Origin of the sequence: Streptomyces violaceus, from assembly GCF_036014075.1 — a bacterium.
Classification (GTDB): domain Bacteria; phylum Actinomycetota; class Actinomycetes; order Streptomycetales; family Streptomycetaceae; genus Streptomyces; species Streptomyces violaceus.
In genome coordinates this window covers 5,051,647-5,068,644 of record NZ_CP107911.1, presented here as the reverse complement: position 1 = coordinate 5,068,644, position 16,998 = coordinate 5,051,647, and the positions used below count along the sequence as shown (strand labels likewise).

Here is a 16,998-nt window from a genome sequence, read left to right as displayed (position 1 = left end):
CTCGAAGCGGCGAAGCAGCTGGGCTCAGTGTGCCGGATTTTTCAGTCGGGCAGGGCGCGAACGAACCCGGCGACCAGCCTCGCCACCGCCTCAGGAGTCTCCAGGATCATGGGGTGGGTGGCGTCGATGCGCTCGACGCCGATCGTCGGCCGGGTGCGGGAGACCACGGCCAGCTCGTCGGAGACCTCTCGGGCGAAGCGGGCGCTGAACGCGTCGAACCACTCCATGCCGGGCGCGGGCGGCAGCCGTCGCCCGGCCTGCACCAGCAGCAGCGGGCGGTCCACGCCGTCCAGCCAGGCGGTGACACCGGACGCGCCGAGCCGGTGGAGTTCGTCGACGATCTCCAGCGCCGCCGCCCGTTCCGGCAGCGTCTGCCAGGTGCCGTCGGGCAGCGGGCGCGCCGCCGCGCGGGCAGCGGCCTCCGCACGGTCGGCGGGCACCCCGAACCGTGCGGAGTTGGTGATCTGCTGCTCGATGTACCCGGCCGACGCGACGGCCCCGACCGACGCCAGCAGCCCCTCGGTCACCTGTTCGGCGCCGGGGTACTCACGCCCCCACCAGAAACCATCGAGATTCACGGCGGCACGGACACGGTCCGGGTACGCCCGGGCGTACTCGACGGCGACCAGTCCGCCGAGTGAATGCCCCACCACGACGGCCTCCGGCACACCGTGCGCGTCGAGCGTTTCAGCGATACACCGCACCACGGTGGGGAGGTCCCAGGGAGAGATATCGGGAGAACGACCGTGCCCGGGAAGGTCTACGCCGAGGACACGATGCCCGTCGGTGAGCTGAGCCGCCGAGGCGCTCCAGTCGGCCAGAGACCGCCCGAACCCGTGCAGAAGAACCAGTTGCGGGCCATCGCCCCCATAGTCATGAGCATGTAGGAGTGTCATATGGGCTTCACCGTAGGACGCCCCACATACCCTCGAACACCGAATTACGCCGCTCAGCCCGAGCCAACCCCACCCACCCACCCACCGATAGCCGCTCAGCGAACCAACGGGCGTGTTTTAGGTAGCGGGTGAGTCTTGGGCGGAGAGTTCTTCGGCCAGTTCCATACAGCGCAGGCGGGCTGGGGAGAAGTCGTAGGGCATCTTTCCGGTGGCTTCGAACACGCTCATGGAGTCAGCCTCCCGCCTGCCAGAGCCGAGGTCGGCCTCGCCCTCGCCGTCGGTGGCAGGGTGCAAAGTGTCCCAGGCGTCGAAGAGGTCATCGTCGTCCTCACCCAGGCCGGACTCCTCGATGACGGCCTGCAGGGCGCTTTCGAAGGCGTGCCGCTCGACGGCCACTTGAGCCACCCGTGGATCATCGACGGCGACACTGTCATCGAGTGCCTCCTCGGCGTCATCGATGCGGTCGGAATCCTCCCGCAGAGTGGGATGCGTGGCCAGGACGACGAAGCGGGTGGCCTGGACGGCCGCGCCGAGCGGGCCGAAGATCCGCTCAGTGACCAGCAGACTGTCCAGGTCCGCCTGACGCAGGGAGCCCTCGGGCAGGCTCTTGAGGCGTTCGGTGACGAAGTCGGAGAGCAGGCCCATCCGGCTGCCTTCGGTGCGCATCCGCTGCACGGCGGTCCGTTGCCGCCGCAGTTCCGCCTCCTGCTCGGCGAGGGTTTCCTCCAACCGCTCCAGGATGCCCGCGATACCTTCTCCGCTGTCCGCACCGGCGGAAGCCGTGCCGGTGGTAAAGGCGTCACGGATGTCGTCCAGGGCGATCCCGGCATCGGCCATCTTGCGAATCCACAGCAGGCGGATCATGTCCTCGTACCCGTAGCGGCGGCGGTCATCGCCGCCCCGCTCAGGCTCGGGGAGCAGCCCGATCTCGTGGTAGTGGCGAATCGCCCGTGGCGTGCTGCCGGCGAAGGCCGCCGCGTCACCGATCTTGACCTGGCGGGGTGGCATGAAAGACGAATGCATGAGCAGGGACCTTTCCTCAAGGCTCGGGACGTAGGTCCACCGGACCACATGCCGCTACGGAAGGTGCAACCCCATACACACCGCTCCGCCCAATGCCGAGAAATGCGCCCTTCCTCTGTAACGACCGCGCCGCGACCTGAATTGTCGCCTCGAACCGAACCGCAAGTTTGTCGAACCGGGTCGCCACGGCCCGGTGCTGCTTGAGAGGGTTGATCCCGCATTCGACCGCGTGCCGGGACTTGTAGTCCTCGCGGTCGAAGAAAGGCGGACGGCCACCGCCACGTCCGCGGCGCCTGCGGTTGCGGACCTGATCGACCGGCTCAGGAATCGTGCACCTGATGCCACGTCTGCGTCTGCTCGAACGCCCCGGCGAGCTCACCCCCAACGCCGACACCATCCACGCGCGCCCCGTCAGCGACGCCGGCGGGCGTTGAGCCGCGCGGCCTGGCGGGTCAGGTGGGCGCGTTCGGCGAGGTTGGGGGCCTTGAGGGCCGCCTCGGCGTAGAGGCGGGCCGCCGTCGGCAGGTCGCCGTCGCGTTCGTGGAGGTAGGCGGCCACCGCGGCGTGGCGGGGCAGTGAGGTGTCCAGGGCCGCGAGCGCGGCCAGGCCGGCGCGCGGTCCGTCGGCCTCCCCCACGGCGACCGCGCGGTTGAGCCGGACGACCGGGCTGTCGGTCAGGCGTGCGAGCTCGTCGTACCACTCGACGATCTGGACCCAGTCGGTCTCCTCGGCGGTGGGCGCGTCGGCGTGGAGTGCCGCGATGGCGGCCTGGGCCTGGAACTCGCCCAGCCGGTCGCGGGCGAGGGCCGCTTGGAGGATCCGGACGCCCTCGGCGATCGACGCGGTGTCCCAGCGGGCGCGGTCCTGCTCGGCGAGCGGCACGAGGCTGCCGTCGGGCGCGGTCCGGGCGGCACGCCGGGCGTGGTGGAGCAGCATGAGGGCGAGCAGCCCGGCCACCTCGGGGTGGTCGATCGCGGCCGCGAGCTGCCGGGTGAGCCGGATGGCCTCGGCGGCGAGGTCGACGTCGCCGGAGTAGCCCTCGTTGAAGACCAGGTAGAGGACGCGGAGGACGGTGGCTACGTCCCCGGGCCGGTCGAACCGCACACCGGAGACCGTGTGCTTGGCCCGGCTGATGCGCTGCGCCATGGTCGCCTCGGGTACGAGGTAGGCCTCGGCGATCTGCCGGGTGGTGAGGCCGCCGACGGCGCGCAGCGTGAGCGCGACCGCCGATGCCGGGGTCAGTGACGGGTGGGCGCACAGGAAGTAGAGCTGGAGGGTGTCGTCCGCCGCGGGCGCGGGCCCGGGCGCCGGCTCCTCGTCGACGAGGTCCTCGCGCCGGCGACGGGCGGTGTCGGCGCGAGTCGCGTCGAGGAACTTCCGCCAGGCCGCGGTGATCAGCCAGCCCTTCGCGTCCCGCGGCGGGTCGGCCGGCCAGACGCGGACCGCCTCGACCAGAGCGTCCTGCACGGCGTCCTCGGCCGCCGCGAAGTCGGCTCCGCGACGGACGAGGACGGTGAGCACGCTCGGCGTGAGGCTCCTGAGCAGGACCTCGTCCATCGGTGACGTCATTCCGTGATGGTGGGCTGCTCGCCGTAGAACGGGCGCACCTCCAGCCACTCGTGGATCGGCTTGCCGCCCGCGCCGGGGGCGGCGGAGAGCTCCCCGGCCAGCTCGACGGCGCGCTCGTAGCTGTCGACGTCGATGATCATCCAGCCGGCGATGAGGTCCTTGGTCTCGGCGAACGGTCCGTCGGTGACCGGCGGGCGCCCTTCACCGTCGTAGCGGACCCACGCTCCCTCGGGGGCGAGCGCCTGGCTGCTGACGAACTCGCCGGTCTTCTCCAGCCGGGCCGCGAAGTCGTTCATGTACTGCAGATGTGCCGAGATCTCCTCCGGACTCCACTGGTCCATCGGTGCGTCGTTGACCGGAGCCGGGGCGCCACGGTAGTGCTTCAGCAGCAGGTACTTGGCCATGATGGTTCTCCTCGGTGCTCGTGCGACCCATTGTGGTCGCGTTCACACCGGGGACGGAGCCGGACGCGGGTTCTCGACATCGCCGTCCGATCTTTTTCGGGCTCTCGTGGATGAGGCTTCACCGCTCGTCTCAAACCGTCGCCGCCAGGCCCCCAGACCGTCGCCGGATCACCAGGGCCATCAACGCCGCCACCGCGCACAGCGCCCCCGACGCGTACCAGACCACGTCGTACGAGCCGAACGTGTCGCGGGCGACTCCGCCGAGGAAGGCGACCAGGGCCGCGCCCACCTGGTGGGAGGCGAGGACCCAGCCGAAGACGATCGCGCTGTCCTCGCCGTACTGCTCGCGGCACAGGGCGAGGGTGGGCGGGACGGTGGCGACCCAGTCGAGGCCGTAGAAGACGATGAAGAAGATCATCGGCGGGTGGACCGAGGGCGCCAGCAGCAGCGGGAGGAACAGGAGCGAGACGCCGCGCAGGGCGTAGTAGACCGCGAGCAGGCGGCGCGCGTCGAAGCGGTCCGTGAACCAGCCGGAGGCGATCGTGCCGACGACGTCGAAGATCCCGATGACCGCGAGCAGCGACGCCGCCGCCGTGATGGGCATGCCGTGGTCGTGGGAGGCGGGCACGAAGTGGGTCTGGATCAGGCCGTTGGTGGAGGCACCGCAGATCGCGAAGGTGCCGGCGAGCAGCCAGAACGGGCCGGTGCGGGCGGCCGAGAACAGGACGGACACGGCGCGGCGCGCGGCGCCGGTGACCGGTGCCGGCTTCGGCACGAACTCGGTCGCGCCGTACGGCTTCTGGCCCACATCGGCGGGGTGGTCGTGGAGCAGGAGCCAGACGAAGGGGACGACCGCGAGCGCCGCGAGCGCGACCGTCACGGCCGCCGGACGCCAGTCGTACCGGTCGATGATCCAGGACAGCAGCGGCAGGAAGATCAGCTGGCCGGAGGCCGACGCGGCGGTGAGGATGCCGCTGACCAGGCCGCGCCGCTCGGTGAACCAGCGGTTGGTGACGGTCGCCGCGAACGCCAGCGCCATGGAGCCGGAGCCGAGGCCGACCAGCAGCCCCCAGCACAGCATCAGCTGCCAGGCCGCCGTCATCCACACCGTCAGGCCGGACCCGAGGGCGATGACCGTCAGGGCGACCGCGACCACCCGGCGGATGCCGAAGCGGTCCATCAGGGCCGCCGCGAACGGGGCCGTCAGACCGTACAGCGCGAGATTGACGGAGACCGCGGCACCGATCGTGCCGCGCGACCAGTCGAACTCGTCGTGCAGCGGGTCGATGAGCAGACCCGGTACGGAACGGAAGGCTGCGGCTCCGATGATCGTCACGAAGGTGACAGCGGCGACGAACCAGGCACGGTGCACACGCCTGCGGTTCGGTTTCGACGGCTGCTCCACGACTGCCGGGGCTTCGCTTGTCTGGGTCACGTCATAGAGCTTCCGATCCGCGCCCGGTACTCATCGAGTGGCCCGAAGGACAGCATTCGCTAGGATCGGGCCATGGCAGCGAGCGCAGCACACCCGGGGTTCCGCCCCCACCGCGTCGTGGTCCTCGCCCTCGACGGCCTCCTCCCCTTCGAACTGGGCATCCCGCACCGCATCTTCGGCCGCCCCAAGGACGCCCGAAGGCGGCACCTGTACGAGGTCGTGACCTGCTCGGTCCGCCCGCCCGGCCCGGTCGCGACGGACGCCGACTTCACCATCCACGTAGCCCATGGCCCGGAGGCCCTGGCCACCGCGGACACGGTGATCGTCCCGGCATCGTACGAACTCGGCCCGGTCTACGAGGAGGGCGTCCTGACCGGCGAACTCGCCGCCGCCCTCGCCCACCTCCGCCCCGGCACCCGGCTGGCCTCCATCTGCACCGGCGTCTACGTCCTCGCCGCCGCCGGCCTGCTCGACGGGCGCCCCGCCACCACCCACTGGGCCGACTCCGAGCGCCTCCAGCGGCTCTTCCCGAAGGTCAAGGTCGACCCGGACGTGCTGTTCATCGACGACGGCGACGTGCTGACCTCCGCGGGCGTCGCGGCCGGCCTCGACCTGTGCCTGCACATGGTGCGCCGCGACCACGGCGCCGCCGTGGCCAACGACGTGGCCCGCCGTACGGTCGTACCGCCCCACCGCGACGGCGGGCAGGCGCAGTACATCGAGCGGCCGGTGCCCGATCCGCAGCAGGCGTCCACCACCGCCGCCCGCGCCTGGGCCCTGGGCCGCCTGCACGAGCCGATCCAGCTGCGCGACATGGCCGCCCAGGAGTCCATGTCGGTCCGCACCTTCACCCGCCGCTTCCGCGAGGAGACCGGCGTCAGCCCGGGCCAGTGGCTCACCCAGCAGCGCGTGGAACGGGCCCGGCATCTGCTGGAGTCCACCGACCGCTCCGTCGACCAGGTGGCCCACGACGCCGGCTTCGGCACGGCCCAGTCGATGCGCCAGCACCTCCAGACGGCACTCGGGGTCACACCCACCGCCTACCGGCGCACTTTCCGGGCCGGGGAGGGCAGGACGCCTGAAGACCTCCGTACATGAGCACGCAGGCCGTCAGAACATGAGCGCCACGGCCGTCAGAACGTGAGCACCCCCCGCGCCACCCGCCCCGCCTCCGCGTCCGCCGCCGCCTTCTCGAACTCCTCGACCGGATAGGTCCGGGTGACGAGTTCGTCGAGCAGCAGCCGGCCCTGGCGGTACAGGTCGGCGTACAGGGCGATGTCGCGCTGGGGGCGGGAGGAGCCGTAGCGGCAGCCCAGGATGGACTTGTCGAGGTACATCGACGAGACGCGGAAGGACGCCTCGGCCGTGGCCGGGGGCACACCGAGGAGGATCGCCTGGCCGTGCCGGTCCAGCGCGTCGATCGCCTGGCGGATCAGCTCCACGCGGCCGACGCACTCGAAGGCGTGGTCCGCGCCGGTGGGCAGGACATTCCGCACGCCCTCGGTCGAGGTGAGGAAGTCCGTCGCGCCGAAACGCCGCGCCACCTCCTCCTTCGCCGGGTTGGCGTCGACGGCCACGATCCGCAGGGCACCCGCGAGCCGCGCCCCCTGCAACACGTTCAGCCCGATACCGCCCGTCCCGATCACCAGCACACTGTCGCCCCGGTCCACCCGCGCCCGGTTGAGTACGGCGCCGACCCCCGTCAGCACCCCGCACCCGATGAGCGCCGCCGACGCCATGGGGATGTCCTCGGGGATGCGCACCGCCTGGACCGCCCTCACGATCGTCCGCTCCGCGAAGGCCGAGTTCGCCGCGAACTGATACACCGGCAGGCCTTCGTGGCTGAACGGCCGGCCCGGGCGCCCGATCGCCCCCCGGCACATCGTCGGCCGCCCCCGGTCGCACTCCGCGCACGTTCCGCAGTTGGCCAGCGTGGACAGCGCGACATGGTCACCGGGCGCCACATGGGTGACGCCCACACCCACCGACTCCACGACCCCGGCCCCCTCATGGCCCAGCACCACAGGAACCGGGAAAGGAATGGTCCCGTCCACCACCGACAGATCGCTGTGGCACAGCCCGGCCGCCCGGATCCCGACCCGCACCTCACCCGGCCCCGGCTCCCGCACCTCCAGATCCGTCACGACCCGGACCTGCTTCCCGTCGAAGATCACGCCTCGCATCACACGGCCCCCTTGGGCTCCCTGGGCAGGCCGAGCACGCGCTCGGCGATGATCGTGCGCTGGATTTGGTCCGAGCCGCCGTAGATGGTGTCGGCCCGGGAGAACAGGAACAGGTGCTGTGCCGCGTCCAGTTCGTAGGGCGACGAGGCCGACCAGTCCACCGGACCGACGCCCGCCGCCGCGCCCCGCACCAGCACCGCCAGCTCCCCGAGCCGCTGATGCCAACCGGCCCACAGCAGCTTGGCCACGCTCGGCGCCCCCGCGTCGCCCGAACCGCCCAGCGTGCGCAGGGCGTTCCAGCGCATGGTGCGCAGTTCGGCCCACTGCCGTACGAGCCGTTCCCGTACGACGGGATCCCGCGCCGCCCCCGACTCCTCGGCCGCCCGCACGACGTCCTCGAGCTCCTGGGCGAACCCGATCTGCTGCGCCAGCGTGGACACACCCCGCTCGAAACCGAGCAGGCTCATGGCGACGCGCCAGCCGTTGCCCTCGCCCCCGACGACATGCTCCGCGTGTGCGCCGTCGAAGAAGACCTCGTTGAAGTCGCTGGTGCCGGTCAGCTGCCGGATGGGACGGACCTCGACACGGCCCGGCTGGTCCATGGGGACGAGGAGGAAGGTCAGTCCGTGGTGCCGCTTCGACCCGGGCTCGGTACGGGCGAGCACGAAGCACCAGTCGGCCTCGTGCGCGAGGGACGTCCAGATCTTCTGCCCCGTGACGCGATACCCACGGCCAACCTCCTCGCGTACGGCCACGGTACGGACCCCGGCCAGATCCGAACCGGCACCGGGTTCGCTGTAGCCCTGGCACCAGAGTTCGTCACCGGCGGCGATCGGGGGCAGGAAGCGGGCCTTCTGCTCCTCGGTGCCGTGGGCTATGAGCGTGGGCGCGAGCAGGTTCTCCCCGATGTGCCCGGAGCGCGGAGGCGCCCCCGACCGCGCGTACTCCTCGGCCCAGACGACCTGTCGGGTGAGGGCGGCCCTCCGATTCCCGTACCCGGCCACAGCCCAACCGAGCCCGATCCACCCGGCCGCTCCGAGCACACGCTCCCACGCACGCCGCCCACTCGCAGCTGTGGCGTGCGCCGCGAGCCATTCACGAACCTCGGCACGAAAGTCCTCGTCATCACGCGCGAACCCGAATTCCACGATCCCGCCTCACTCAAGGTTCCTCAGGGGCGCGGGGAACTGCGCGAACAACCACAACGCACCCGCACCCGCCACACCACACGCACCCCCGAGCTACTGGGCGTTGGGCCGCTCCCCCTCCCGCGCAGCCCTCTCCATCTCCCGCACCCGCTCCAACATCGGCATCGGATCCACCCCCACCGACCCCGGCAAAAACTCCGCGATCCCCTCCACGGTCCAACCGCCGGAGGCATACGCGGCCCGCAACTCCCGCGGCTGCGCCCACACCGCGATCTTCGCTCCGGCGACGGTGTAGACCTGCCCGGTGATCCCCTCCCGAGAGGCGGCATCGGACAGCAGGTACACCACCAGCGCGGCGACATCCTCCGGCTCCCCGATCTCGGCCAGTTCCATCGGCACACCCGCCGACATCCGCGTCCGCGCGACCGGCGCCACCGCGTTCGCGGTCACCCCGTACTTGTGCAGCCCCAGCGCGGCGCTCCGCACCAGCGAGATGATCCCGCCCTTCGCCGCGCTGTAGTTGGCCTGCGACACGGACCCCTGGTGATTCCCGCTCGTGAACCCGATCAACGTCCCGGCCCGCTGCTTCCGCATCACCGCCGAGGCCGCCCGGAACACCGTGAACGTGCCCTTCAGATGGGTCGCGACGACCGGGTCCCACTCCTCCTCGGTCATGTTGAACAGCATCCGCTCGCGCAGGATCCCGGCCACGCAGACCACCCCGTCGAGCCGCCCGTAGGACGACAACGCCACGTCGACCACCCGCTGTCCGCCCGCCATGGTGGAGATGTCGTCGGCGACGGCCACCGCCTGCCCGCCGGCCGCCTCGATCTCCTTGACGACGGCCTCGGCGATCTCGCTGGCCGGCGAGGCGCCGTCGACCGCGACGCCGTAGTCGTTGACGACGACCTTCGCCCCCTCGGACGCCGCCGCGAGCGCGACCGCCCGGCCGATGCCCCGCCCGGCGCCGGTGACGGCGACGACCTTCCCTGCCAAGAAGTTCCCCACGCCCGGCCCCTTCCCGTCCCACGGTTTCTGACGGACCGTTAGATTTCAGGTTCCCGAATTCTACGACCCGTCAGATACGGGAAGACAAGCCCCGGGGAGGACTCATGTCGCTGCCGGACGCGTTCCACGACATCGCCAAGCGCGTGAACAACTGGGGCCGCTGGGGGGCCGACGACGAGCTCGGCACGCTGAACCTGATCACCGACGAGGTCGTACGGGAGGCCGCGGCAACCGTCCGTACCGGCCGCCGCGTCCCTCTCGCGCTGCCCCTGCAACAGAACGGCGTGCAGACGGGGATGATCCCGGGCCGCGTCGATCCGCTGCACGTCATGGTGCAGATCAACCAGGAGCTGTTCGGGCCGGGCACGGTCGCGTGCAGCGACGACGCCGTGACCATGGGGCTGCAGGCGGCCACCCACTGGGACGCGCTGCCCCATGTCTCGCACTCGGGCCGGATCTACAACGGCCGCCCGGCCGACTCGATCACGGCGCACGGCGGCGCCGGATTCAGCGGCATCGACAAGGTCCGGCACCTCGTCTCGCGCGGGGTCCTGCTCGACGTCGCCCGGGCCCGGGGCAAGGACCGGCTCGACGGCGGGTACGCCGTCACCCCCGAGGATCTGGACGCCGCCGAGGAACTGGCCGGTACGCGAGTACGGGCCGGCGACATCGTGCTCGTGCGGACCGGGCAGGTCCAGGTCTGCCTGGCCGGGGACCGGCACGCCTACGCCTACCCGTCACCGGGGCTGTCGATCCGGACGCCGGAGTGGTTCCACGCGCGCGATGTCGCGGCCGTCGCCAACGACACCCTGACCTTCGAGGTGTTCCCGCCCGAGGTGGACGACCTGTGGCTGCCGGTGCACGCCCTCGACCTCGTGGAGATGGGGATGCCGCAGGGCCAGAACTGGAATCTCGAAAAGTTGTCCACAGCCTGTGGAGAAGCGGGGCGCTATGCCTTCCTGCTGGCGGCGACGCCCGAGCCGTTCGCCGGGGCGACCGGGTCTCCGGTGGCGCCGGTCGCCGTCCTCTAGGGCGTCGCCCCCCAGGGTCCCGCTGAAGCTGGATGGCGGCGCCCCGCTGCTCGCCCCGAGCACGGCAGCGTGCGCCGCCACCCATCTCCGGCGCTCCCACCCCGGCTCCCTTGACCCTGAAGGCAGCCGACGCCGATCACGACTCACACTCGCCGAGGGCCGCCGTCGCCGAAGCCCTCGCCGTCCCCTCACGGCGAATCGCTGCTCACCAGCGTGAACACACGGTCACGACGCGTCAACACCCGATTCGGTGATTTGTCGCTTATGCGGTATGTGCCGCAGGCGCGCACGGAAGCACGTCCCGGCGCATCGCCGCATGCCATGACGGAACCGGCCGGCCTGCCGTGCACCCTTGCCCCGGCTTCGCCGCAAGACCCCACGGCATGTGCCCCCGTCCACCACGCCTCGCGTTCCACGTACCCGGCGGGCACGGACGGGCACACCGAAGGACCGGGCCCTACACCGCCTCGTACGCCAGCCCCTCGAAGGACGTCCCGGCACCGCCGTACGCCGCCGCGCCCCCTCCGCACGACGCCGTGACCTCACCGGACTTCGCGCACCGGTCCAGCTCGCACCAGATGCGCTTGCCGGTGCTCTCGACGCTCCAGCCCCAGCGGTCGGCGAGGCCGTCGACGAGGGCGAGGCCCCGGCCGCCGGTCGCGTCGTCGTCAGCGCACCGGGGCACGGGGGCCCGGCCGCTGCGGTCGGCGACCTCGAGACGGACCGTGGCCTCGTCGGTCACCGCGTGCGGCAGGGACAGCAGCAGGACCGCGGGACAGCCGGTGTGCACCACGGCGTTGGTGACGAGCTCGGAGACGAGCAGGATCAGCGTCTCGGCGAGCGGTTCGTCGGCCTGTATGCCGGACCCGGCCAGGCGGGAGCGGGCCCACCGCCGGGCACGCCCCACCTCTGCGGGGTCGGGCCGGATCTCCAGCTGCACTTGAAGCACCTGCACCGCTCACACCATCCGAACCGGCGGACACTTAGGCTCGCGCCTCACGAGGGCCACGATCGTAGCCATTTTCTGCATGGCCAGAACAACGGCCGGGACAAGGATCACGGAACGTGAATCCCTTGTGGGACAGCATGGTTGACGTACAGTCACCCCAACAAGCGCTTCGGGCATATTCCAGCGCGAAGGAGTACCCGTGCGGGATACTGTGCGACGCTCGCCGCGGGGAGTCGAACAGGCGGCGACGCGAGGCCGCACTGCCCGGCAAGCAGCGGCGCGCATCGTCGGATCCGCAGCCGCCCCGGGGGCGACTGCGGCGCGGCGCGTGTTCAGGACCACTCGCATCTCACACAAGGTACCGGAGCGGACAGCCGACTCCGGGCTGTTACGAGTCACGCATCGGATACGACCCGATATCGACTCTCCGTAATTCCGGCATGCCACAATCCGTGACATCTTCACGGGCATCGTCGGCAATGTCGCAGCCAGAGGGCCTGTCAGGCCGTTCCGGCCGCCAGATCGACCGCGAGGAGTTCCTCACTCTCCGTGATTCCACCCGCACGTTGCGTTCGAACCCATGCGCGTTTCAGATGCAGATGGACCTCGGACTCCCAGGTGAAGCCCATGCCGCCGTGCACCTGGAGACAGTCGCGGGCGCCGCGTACGGCGGCCTCGTCGGCGAGCAGGCGAGCGGCGGCGATGTCGGCGGGGTCGGCGGTGACGGCGGCCGCGTACACCGCGGCGCGGGCCGTCTCCGCCCGGACCAGCATCCCCGCGCACAGGTGCGCCACCGCCTGGAAGGCCCCTATGGGACGTCCGAACTGTTCGCGGGCCCGGGCGTGTTGCGCCGCGAGTTCGCAGACGCGGCCCGCCGTGCCGAGCTGCTCGGCGGCGGTGAGGAGGACGGCGACGGGGTCCGGGGCCGCCGCCGCGCCGCCGGGCACACGGTGCAGGGGCGTCAGCGGGTCGAGGGAGCGCAGCGGCACGGCTCCGGCGGTGTCGCCCCGTACGACGTCGGCCTCCGCCAGCCACTCCGCGAGGCCGCCGTCGACGGCCGTCACGACGGTCTCCCCCGTGGCCGCGCCCGGTACGGCACCGGCCGCGAGGTGGGTGGCGGCCAGCGGCCCGGGCAGCAGCGCCCGCCCCGCCTCCTCGAACACCAACACGGCCTCGGGCAGCCCCAGTCCGACCCCGCCGTCCGCCTCCGGCAGCCGCAACGCGAAGAACCCGGCGTCACCCAGGGCCCGCCACAGCACCCGGTCCAGTCGCCCCTGGCCCCGCACGGCGGCCCGCAGCGCCTCCGCGTCGAAGCGCCGGGCCAGCAGCTGCCGCACCCCGTCGCGCAACGCCCGCTGGTCGTCCGTCAACCGGAAACGCACGGTCACCGTCCCTTCGGCAGGCCGAGGATCCGCTCGGCGACGATGCTGTGCTGGATCTGCGAGGTACCGGCCGCGATGGTGTACGAGAGGGAGGAGAGGCGGTCGAGGGTCCAGGGCCGGTCCAGGTCGAGGCAGTCGGGGCCCAGCACGTCGGCGGCGGCGTCGTAGAGCTCCTGGCGGGCGTGCGAGTACCGCAGCTTGAAGACCGAGCCTCCGACCCCGGGCACCCCGCCCGAGGCCTCCGCCGCGCTCACGTTCCACTGCGTGAGCCGCCACAGCGCCAGGAACTCGGCGTTGAGCCTGCCCAGCCGGCGCCGCAGCGCGGTGTCGTCCCAGCGGCCGTTCCTGCGGGCCTCGACGGCCAGTTCGCCCAGGACCCGGCGGCAGGCGACGACCTCGCCGGCGAAGGCGGTGCCGCGTTCGAAGGACAGGGTCACCATCGTCACGCGCCAGCCGTCGTTCTCGTCCCCGACCCGGTGCGCGACCGGCACCCGCACCTCGTCCAGGAACATCTCGGCGAACTCGGCCGACCCGGCCAGCGTGCGCAGCGGCCGTACGGTGATGCCGGGCGCGTCCATGGGCATGGCGAGCCAGGTGATACCCCGGTGCCTGGGCTCCGAAGGGTCCGTGCGGACCAACAGCTCGCACCAGTCGGCGACTTCCGCGTGGGAGGTCCAGATCTTGGAGCCGGTCACCACGTACTGGTCGCCGTCGCGCCACGCGCGCGTGCGCAGGGCCGCGAGGTCGGAGCCGGCCTCCGGTTCGCTGAAGCCCTGGCACCAGACCTCCTCGCCGCGCAGGATCGGCGGCAGCCAGCGCGCCCGCTGCTCGTCCGTGCCTTCGGCGGCGATGGTCGGCCCGGCGTGCAGCAGTCCCACGAAGTTGGCGCCCACGTAGGGCGCGCCTGCCCTCTCGGTCTCCTCCAGGAAGATCAGCCGGATGGTCGGGGAGGCGCCCCAGTGGACATCGGCGTATCCGGCGTCGTGGAGCCTGCGCTGCCAGCCGAGGTCGTAGGCCCGCCGCCCCGGCCAGTCGCCGGGCGACGGCCCCGGCGGAAGGCCGGGGAGCGTCCGCGCGAGCCACTCCCGCAGCCGGGCCCGGAACTCCTCCTCCTCGGGCGTGTACGACAGGTCCATCAGCGGTCGAGGTCCAGGTCGAGCATGCGGATCGCGTTGCCGCGCATCAGCTTGTAGACCGTCTCGTCGTCGAGGCCCTTGACGTGGTCGAGGGCGACTTCCTTGGTGTGCGGGAAGGTCGAGTCGACGTGCGGGTAGTCCGTCTCGAAGGTGGCGTTGTCCCGGCCGACGACGTCGAGCGAGGCCACGCCGTGCTTGTCGCGGAAGAAGCAGCAGAAGATCTGCCGGTAGTAGTACGTGGACGGCGGCTCGGGGATCGTGTCGCGGACCCCGCCCCAGGCGCGGTGCTCCTCCCAGACGTCGTCGGCGCGCTCCAGGGCGTAGGGGACCCAGCCCATCTGGCCCTCGGAGTAGGCGAGTTTGAGGCGCGGGAACCTCACCAGCACCCCGCTGAAGAGGAAGTCCATCATCGAGGCCATCGCGTTGTTGAAGCTGAGCGAGGCCTGGACGGCGGGCGGTGCGTCCGGGGAGGCGGCCGGCATCTGGGACGAGGACCCGATGTGCATGTTGACGACCGTCCCGGTCTCCTGGCAGACCGCGAAGAACGGGTCCCAGTAGCCGGAGTGGATGGACGGCAGCCCGAGGTGGGTGGGGATCTCGGAGAAGGTCACCGCCTTCACCCCGCGCTCGGCGTTGCGCCGGATCTCCGCGACGGCCAGCTCGACGTCCCACAGCGGGATCAGGCAGAGCGGGATGAGCCGCCCGCCGCTGTCCCCGCACCACTCCTGGACCATCCAGTCGTTGTAGGCGCGCACACAGGCCAGGGCGACCTCCTTGTCGTGCGCCTCGGCGAAGGTCTGGCCGCAGAAGCGGGGGAAGGACGGGAAGCAGAGGGACGCCTCGACATGGTTGAGGTCCATGTCCTCCAGGCGGGCCTTCGGATCCCAGCAGCCGCGCCGCATCTCCTCCCTGGTGATGCCCTCCAGGGTCATCTCGTCCCGGTCGAAGCCGACGGCGGCGATGTTGCGCTTGTACGGGAACTTCAGGTCCTCGTAGATCCACCAGTCGGTGGGCGGGCCGTCCGGGTCCATCGTGATCCGGTACTTGCCGCCGACGTAGGCGAGTTCACCGATCCCGGCGGTCAGGGACCTGGGTCCGCGGTCGCGGTACTTGGCAGGCAGCCATGTGTCGAAGAGGTGGGCGGGCTCGATCACGTGGTCGTCGACGCTGATGATGCGGGGCAGTTCGGTCGCCATGGGTCCCCTCCGCCGGACGGTACTTATCTGATACACCGTCAGGTAGCATCCCACCTGACGACCCGTCAGCCAAGAAGCAAGGGGGCAGTCGTGAACGAGACCCCGCACGCCCTGAGTTCGTCCCGCACACTGTGGGAGCTGGTCATCCGCCGCGCCGCCCTCACCCCGGACCGCCCGCTCTTCCTCCAGGACGACAGGCCCGGGGGGCGCACGCTGACGTTCGGCGCTCTGCGCGCCCGGGCCGAGCGGGTCGCGGCCGGGCTCCACGGCATGGGCGTACGCCCCGGCACCGTGGTCGCCTGGCAGCTGCCCACCCGGATCGAGACGGCCCTGCTGTCCTTCGCGCTGGCCCGCATCGGCGCCGTGCAGACCCCGGTCATCCCCTTCTACCGGGAGCGGGAGACCGGCTTCGCGCTGCGCGAGTCCAGGGCGGAGTTCTTCGCGGTGCCGGGCGAGTGGCGCGGCTTCGACCACGCGGAGATGGCCCGGCGGCTGGGCGCGAAGGGTGTCTTCGAGGCGTACGGCGACCTGCCCGACGGCGACCCGTCCGTCCTGCCTCCCCCTCCCACCGACGGCACCACGGTCCGCTGGATCTACTGGACGTCCGGCACGACCTCCGACCCCAAGGGCGTGCTGCACACGGACCGTTCCCTGATCGCGGGCGGCTCCTGCCTCGCGCACGCCCTGCGCCCCTCGGGGGACGACGTGGGGTCGATCGCCTTCCCGTACGCCCATATCGGCGGGCCCGACTACACGGTGATGCTGCTGCTGTACGGCTTCCCGGCGGTGCTGTTCGAGCAGTTCGCGATGCCGGACGCGCTGGAGTCCTACCGCCGGCACGGGGTGACCGTGGCGGGCGGGTCCACGGCGTTTTACTCGATGTTCCTGGCGGAGCAGCGGAAGCGGCCGGGGACCCCTGTGGTGCCGACGCTACGGCTGCTGGCGGGAGGCGGGGCACCGAAGCCACCGGAGCTGTACCACGCCGTCGTACGCGAGATGGGCGTGCGGCTCACCCACGGGTACGGCATGACCGAGGTGCCCATGATCACCATGGGGGCGCCGGACGACACCCCCGAGCTGCTGGCGACCACCGAGGGGCGGCCGCCGGAGGGGATGGAGATCCGGATCGTGGCCGGGGAGGTGCGGTTGCGCGGGGAGGCCGTGTGCCAGGGGTACCTGGATCCGGGGCAGACGGCGGAGGCCTTCGACGAGGAGGGGTTCCTGCGCACCGGCGACCTCGGGCACGTGACGGAGACCGGGCACCTGGTCCTCACCGGCCGGCTCAAGGACGTGATCATCCGCAAGGGCGAGAACATCTCGGCCCAGGAGATCGAGGACCTGCTGCACCGGCATCCGGCGGTCGGGGACGTGGCGGTGATCGGCCTGCCGGACGCCGCACGCGGAGAGTTGGTGTGCGCGGTGGTCGAACAGCCGCCGGACGCCGAGCCCTTGACCCTCCCGGCCGCCACCGCCTTCCTGCGCACCGAGGGCCTGTCCGTACACAAACTGCCGGAGCGCCTGGAGCTGGTCGACGCGCTTCCGCGGGGCGAGACCCTGCGCAAGGTACTGAAGTACAAGCTGCGCGAGCGCTACTCGGGCGGGTGACGGGGCTCGGGCGGGTGACGCGGCCCGGGCTGG

Annotated in this window: 15 protein-coding genes; 3 read left to right on the top strand and 12 right to left on the bottom strand. The window is 71.5% G+C overall.

The window, feature by feature from the left end; genetic code table 11:
• Positions 1–41 precede the first annotated feature (41 nt).
• The 5 genes from OG542_RS22950 to OG542_RS22925 all read right to left on the bottom strand — a co-directional run bounded on the left by OG542_RS22950 (position 42) and on the right by OG542_RS22925 (position 5,327).
• Complete coding sequence (locus OG542_RS22950) at positions 42–896, bottom strand: alpha/beta fold hydrolase (protein ID WP_328413463.1); 855 nt, start codon at positions 894–896, stop codon at positions 42–44.
• Positions 897–1,013: 117 nt separating this feature from the next.
• Entirely contained in the window at positions 1,014–1,919 is a 906-nt protein-coding gene (locus OG542_RS22945) for a MerR family transcriptional regulator (protein ID WP_328413461.1), read from the bottom strand.
• Between the two features lie 411 nt (positions 1,920–2,330).
• Positions 2,331–3,476: an RNA polymerase sigma factor gene (locus OG542_RS22935; RefSeq protein ID WP_328418057.1), complete on the bottom strand. Its 1,146-nt coding sequence runs from the start codon at positions 3,474–3,476 to the stop codon at positions 2,331–2,333.
• Positions 3,477–3,484: 8 nt separating this feature from the next.
• Positions 3,485–3,892 carry a YciI family protein gene (locus tag OG542_RS22930; RefSeq protein ID WP_193479815.1) on the bottom strand — a complete coding sequence of 136 codons (408 nt, stop codon included), beginning with the start codon at positions 3,890–3,892 and terminating at the stop codon, positions 3,485–3,487.
• Between the two features lie 130 nt (positions 3,893–4,022).
• Entirely contained in the window at positions 4,023–5,327 is a 1,305-nt protein-coding gene (locus OG542_RS22925) for an MFS transporter (RefSeq protein ID WP_328413458.1), read from the bottom strand.
• A gap of 72 nt (positions 5,328–5,399) precedes the next feature.
• Between OG542_RS22925 and OG542_RS22920 the strand changes: the two genes are divergently transcribed.
• On the top strand, positions 5,400–6,425 hold the full coding sequence (locus OG542_RS22920; RefSeq protein WP_311126282.1) for a GlxA family transcriptional regulator: 1,026 nt from the start codon (positions 5,400–5,402) through the stop codon (positions 6,423–6,425).
• A 35-nt stretch (positions 6,426–6,460) separates the two neighbouring features.
• Here OG542_RS22920 and OG542_RS22915 read toward each other — a convergent pair whose 3' ends face one another.
• The 3 genes from OG542_RS22915 to OG542_RS22905 all read right to left on the bottom strand — a co-directional run bounded on the left by OG542_RS22915 (position 6,461) and on the right by OG542_RS22905 (position 9,666).
• A complete protein-coding gene (locus OG542_RS22915; protein WP_328413454.1) occupies positions 6,461–7,510 on the bottom strand; it encodes a Zn-dependent alcohol dehydrogenase in 1,050 nt (349 codons plus the stop codon).
• Positions 7,510–8,658, bottom strand: coding sequence for an acyl-CoA dehydrogenase family protein (locus OG542_RS22910; RefSeq protein ID WP_328413452.1), 1,149 nt, complete (start codon positions 8,656–8,658; stop codon positions 7,510–7,512). The genes OG542_RS22915 and OG542_RS22910 overlap by 1 nt, the downstream gene beginning before the upstream one ends.
• Before the next feature lie 93 nt (positions 8,659–8,751).
• Complete coding sequence (locus tag OG542_RS22905; protein WP_328413450.1) at positions 8,752–9,666, bottom strand: SDR family NAD(P)-dependent oxidoreductase; 915 nt, start codon at positions 9,664–9,666, stop codon at positions 8,752–8,754.
• Between the two features lie 104 nt (positions 9,667–9,770).
• Here OG542_RS22905 and OG542_RS22900 point away from each other — a divergent pair, with 104 nt between their 5' ends.
• Positions 9,771–10,697, top strand: a complete 927-nt coding sequence (locus OG542_RS22900; RefSeq protein ID WP_328413448.1) for a cyclase family protein — start codon at positions 9,771–9,773, stop codon at positions 10,695–10,697.
• A gap of 457 nt (positions 10,698–11,154) precedes the next feature.
• Here the strand turns inward: OG542_RS22900 and OG542_RS22895 are convergent, their stop codons facing one another.
• The 4 genes from OG542_RS22895 to OG542_RS22880 form a co-directional block, all read right to left on the bottom strand.
• Complete coding sequence (locus tag OG542_RS22895; protein WP_184598305.1) at positions 11,155–11,637, bottom strand: ATP-binding protein; 483 nt, start codon at positions 11,635–11,637, stop codon at positions 11,155–11,157.
• Positions 11,638–12,146: 509 nt separating this feature from the next.
• Positions 12,147–13,028 (bottom strand): acyl-CoA dehydrogenase family protein, encoded by an 882-nt coding sequence (locus OG542_RS22890; RefSeq protein ID WP_328418054.1) that lies wholly within the window; start codon positions 13,026–13,028, stop codon positions 12,147–12,149.
• Positions 13,029–13,030: 2 nt separating this feature from the next.
• Positions 13,031–14,164: an acyl-CoA dehydrogenase family protein gene (locus OG542_RS22885; RefSeq protein WP_328413446.1), complete on the bottom strand. Its 1,134-nt coding sequence runs from the start codon at positions 14,162–14,164 to the stop codon at positions 13,031–13,033.
• Positions 14,164–15,360, bottom strand: a complete 1,197-nt coding sequence (locus OG542_RS22880; protein WP_328413444.1) for an amidohydrolase family protein — start codon at positions 15,358–15,360, stop codon at positions 14,164–14,166. The genes OG542_RS22885 and OG542_RS22880 overlap by 1 nt, the downstream gene beginning before the upstream one ends.
• 90 nt (positions 15,361–15,450) lie before the next feature.
• On the opposite strand from OG542_RS22880, the gene OG542_RS22875 reads away from it, so the two are divergent.
• The gene (locus OG542_RS22875) at positions 15,451–16,965 is read left to right on the top strand and encodes a class I adenylate-forming enzyme family protein (RefSeq protein WP_328413442.1); all 1,515 of its coding nucleotides are present in this window, start codon (positions 15,451–15,453) and stop codon (positions 16,963–16,965) included.
• Positions 16,966–16,998: the final 33 nt, after the last annotated feature.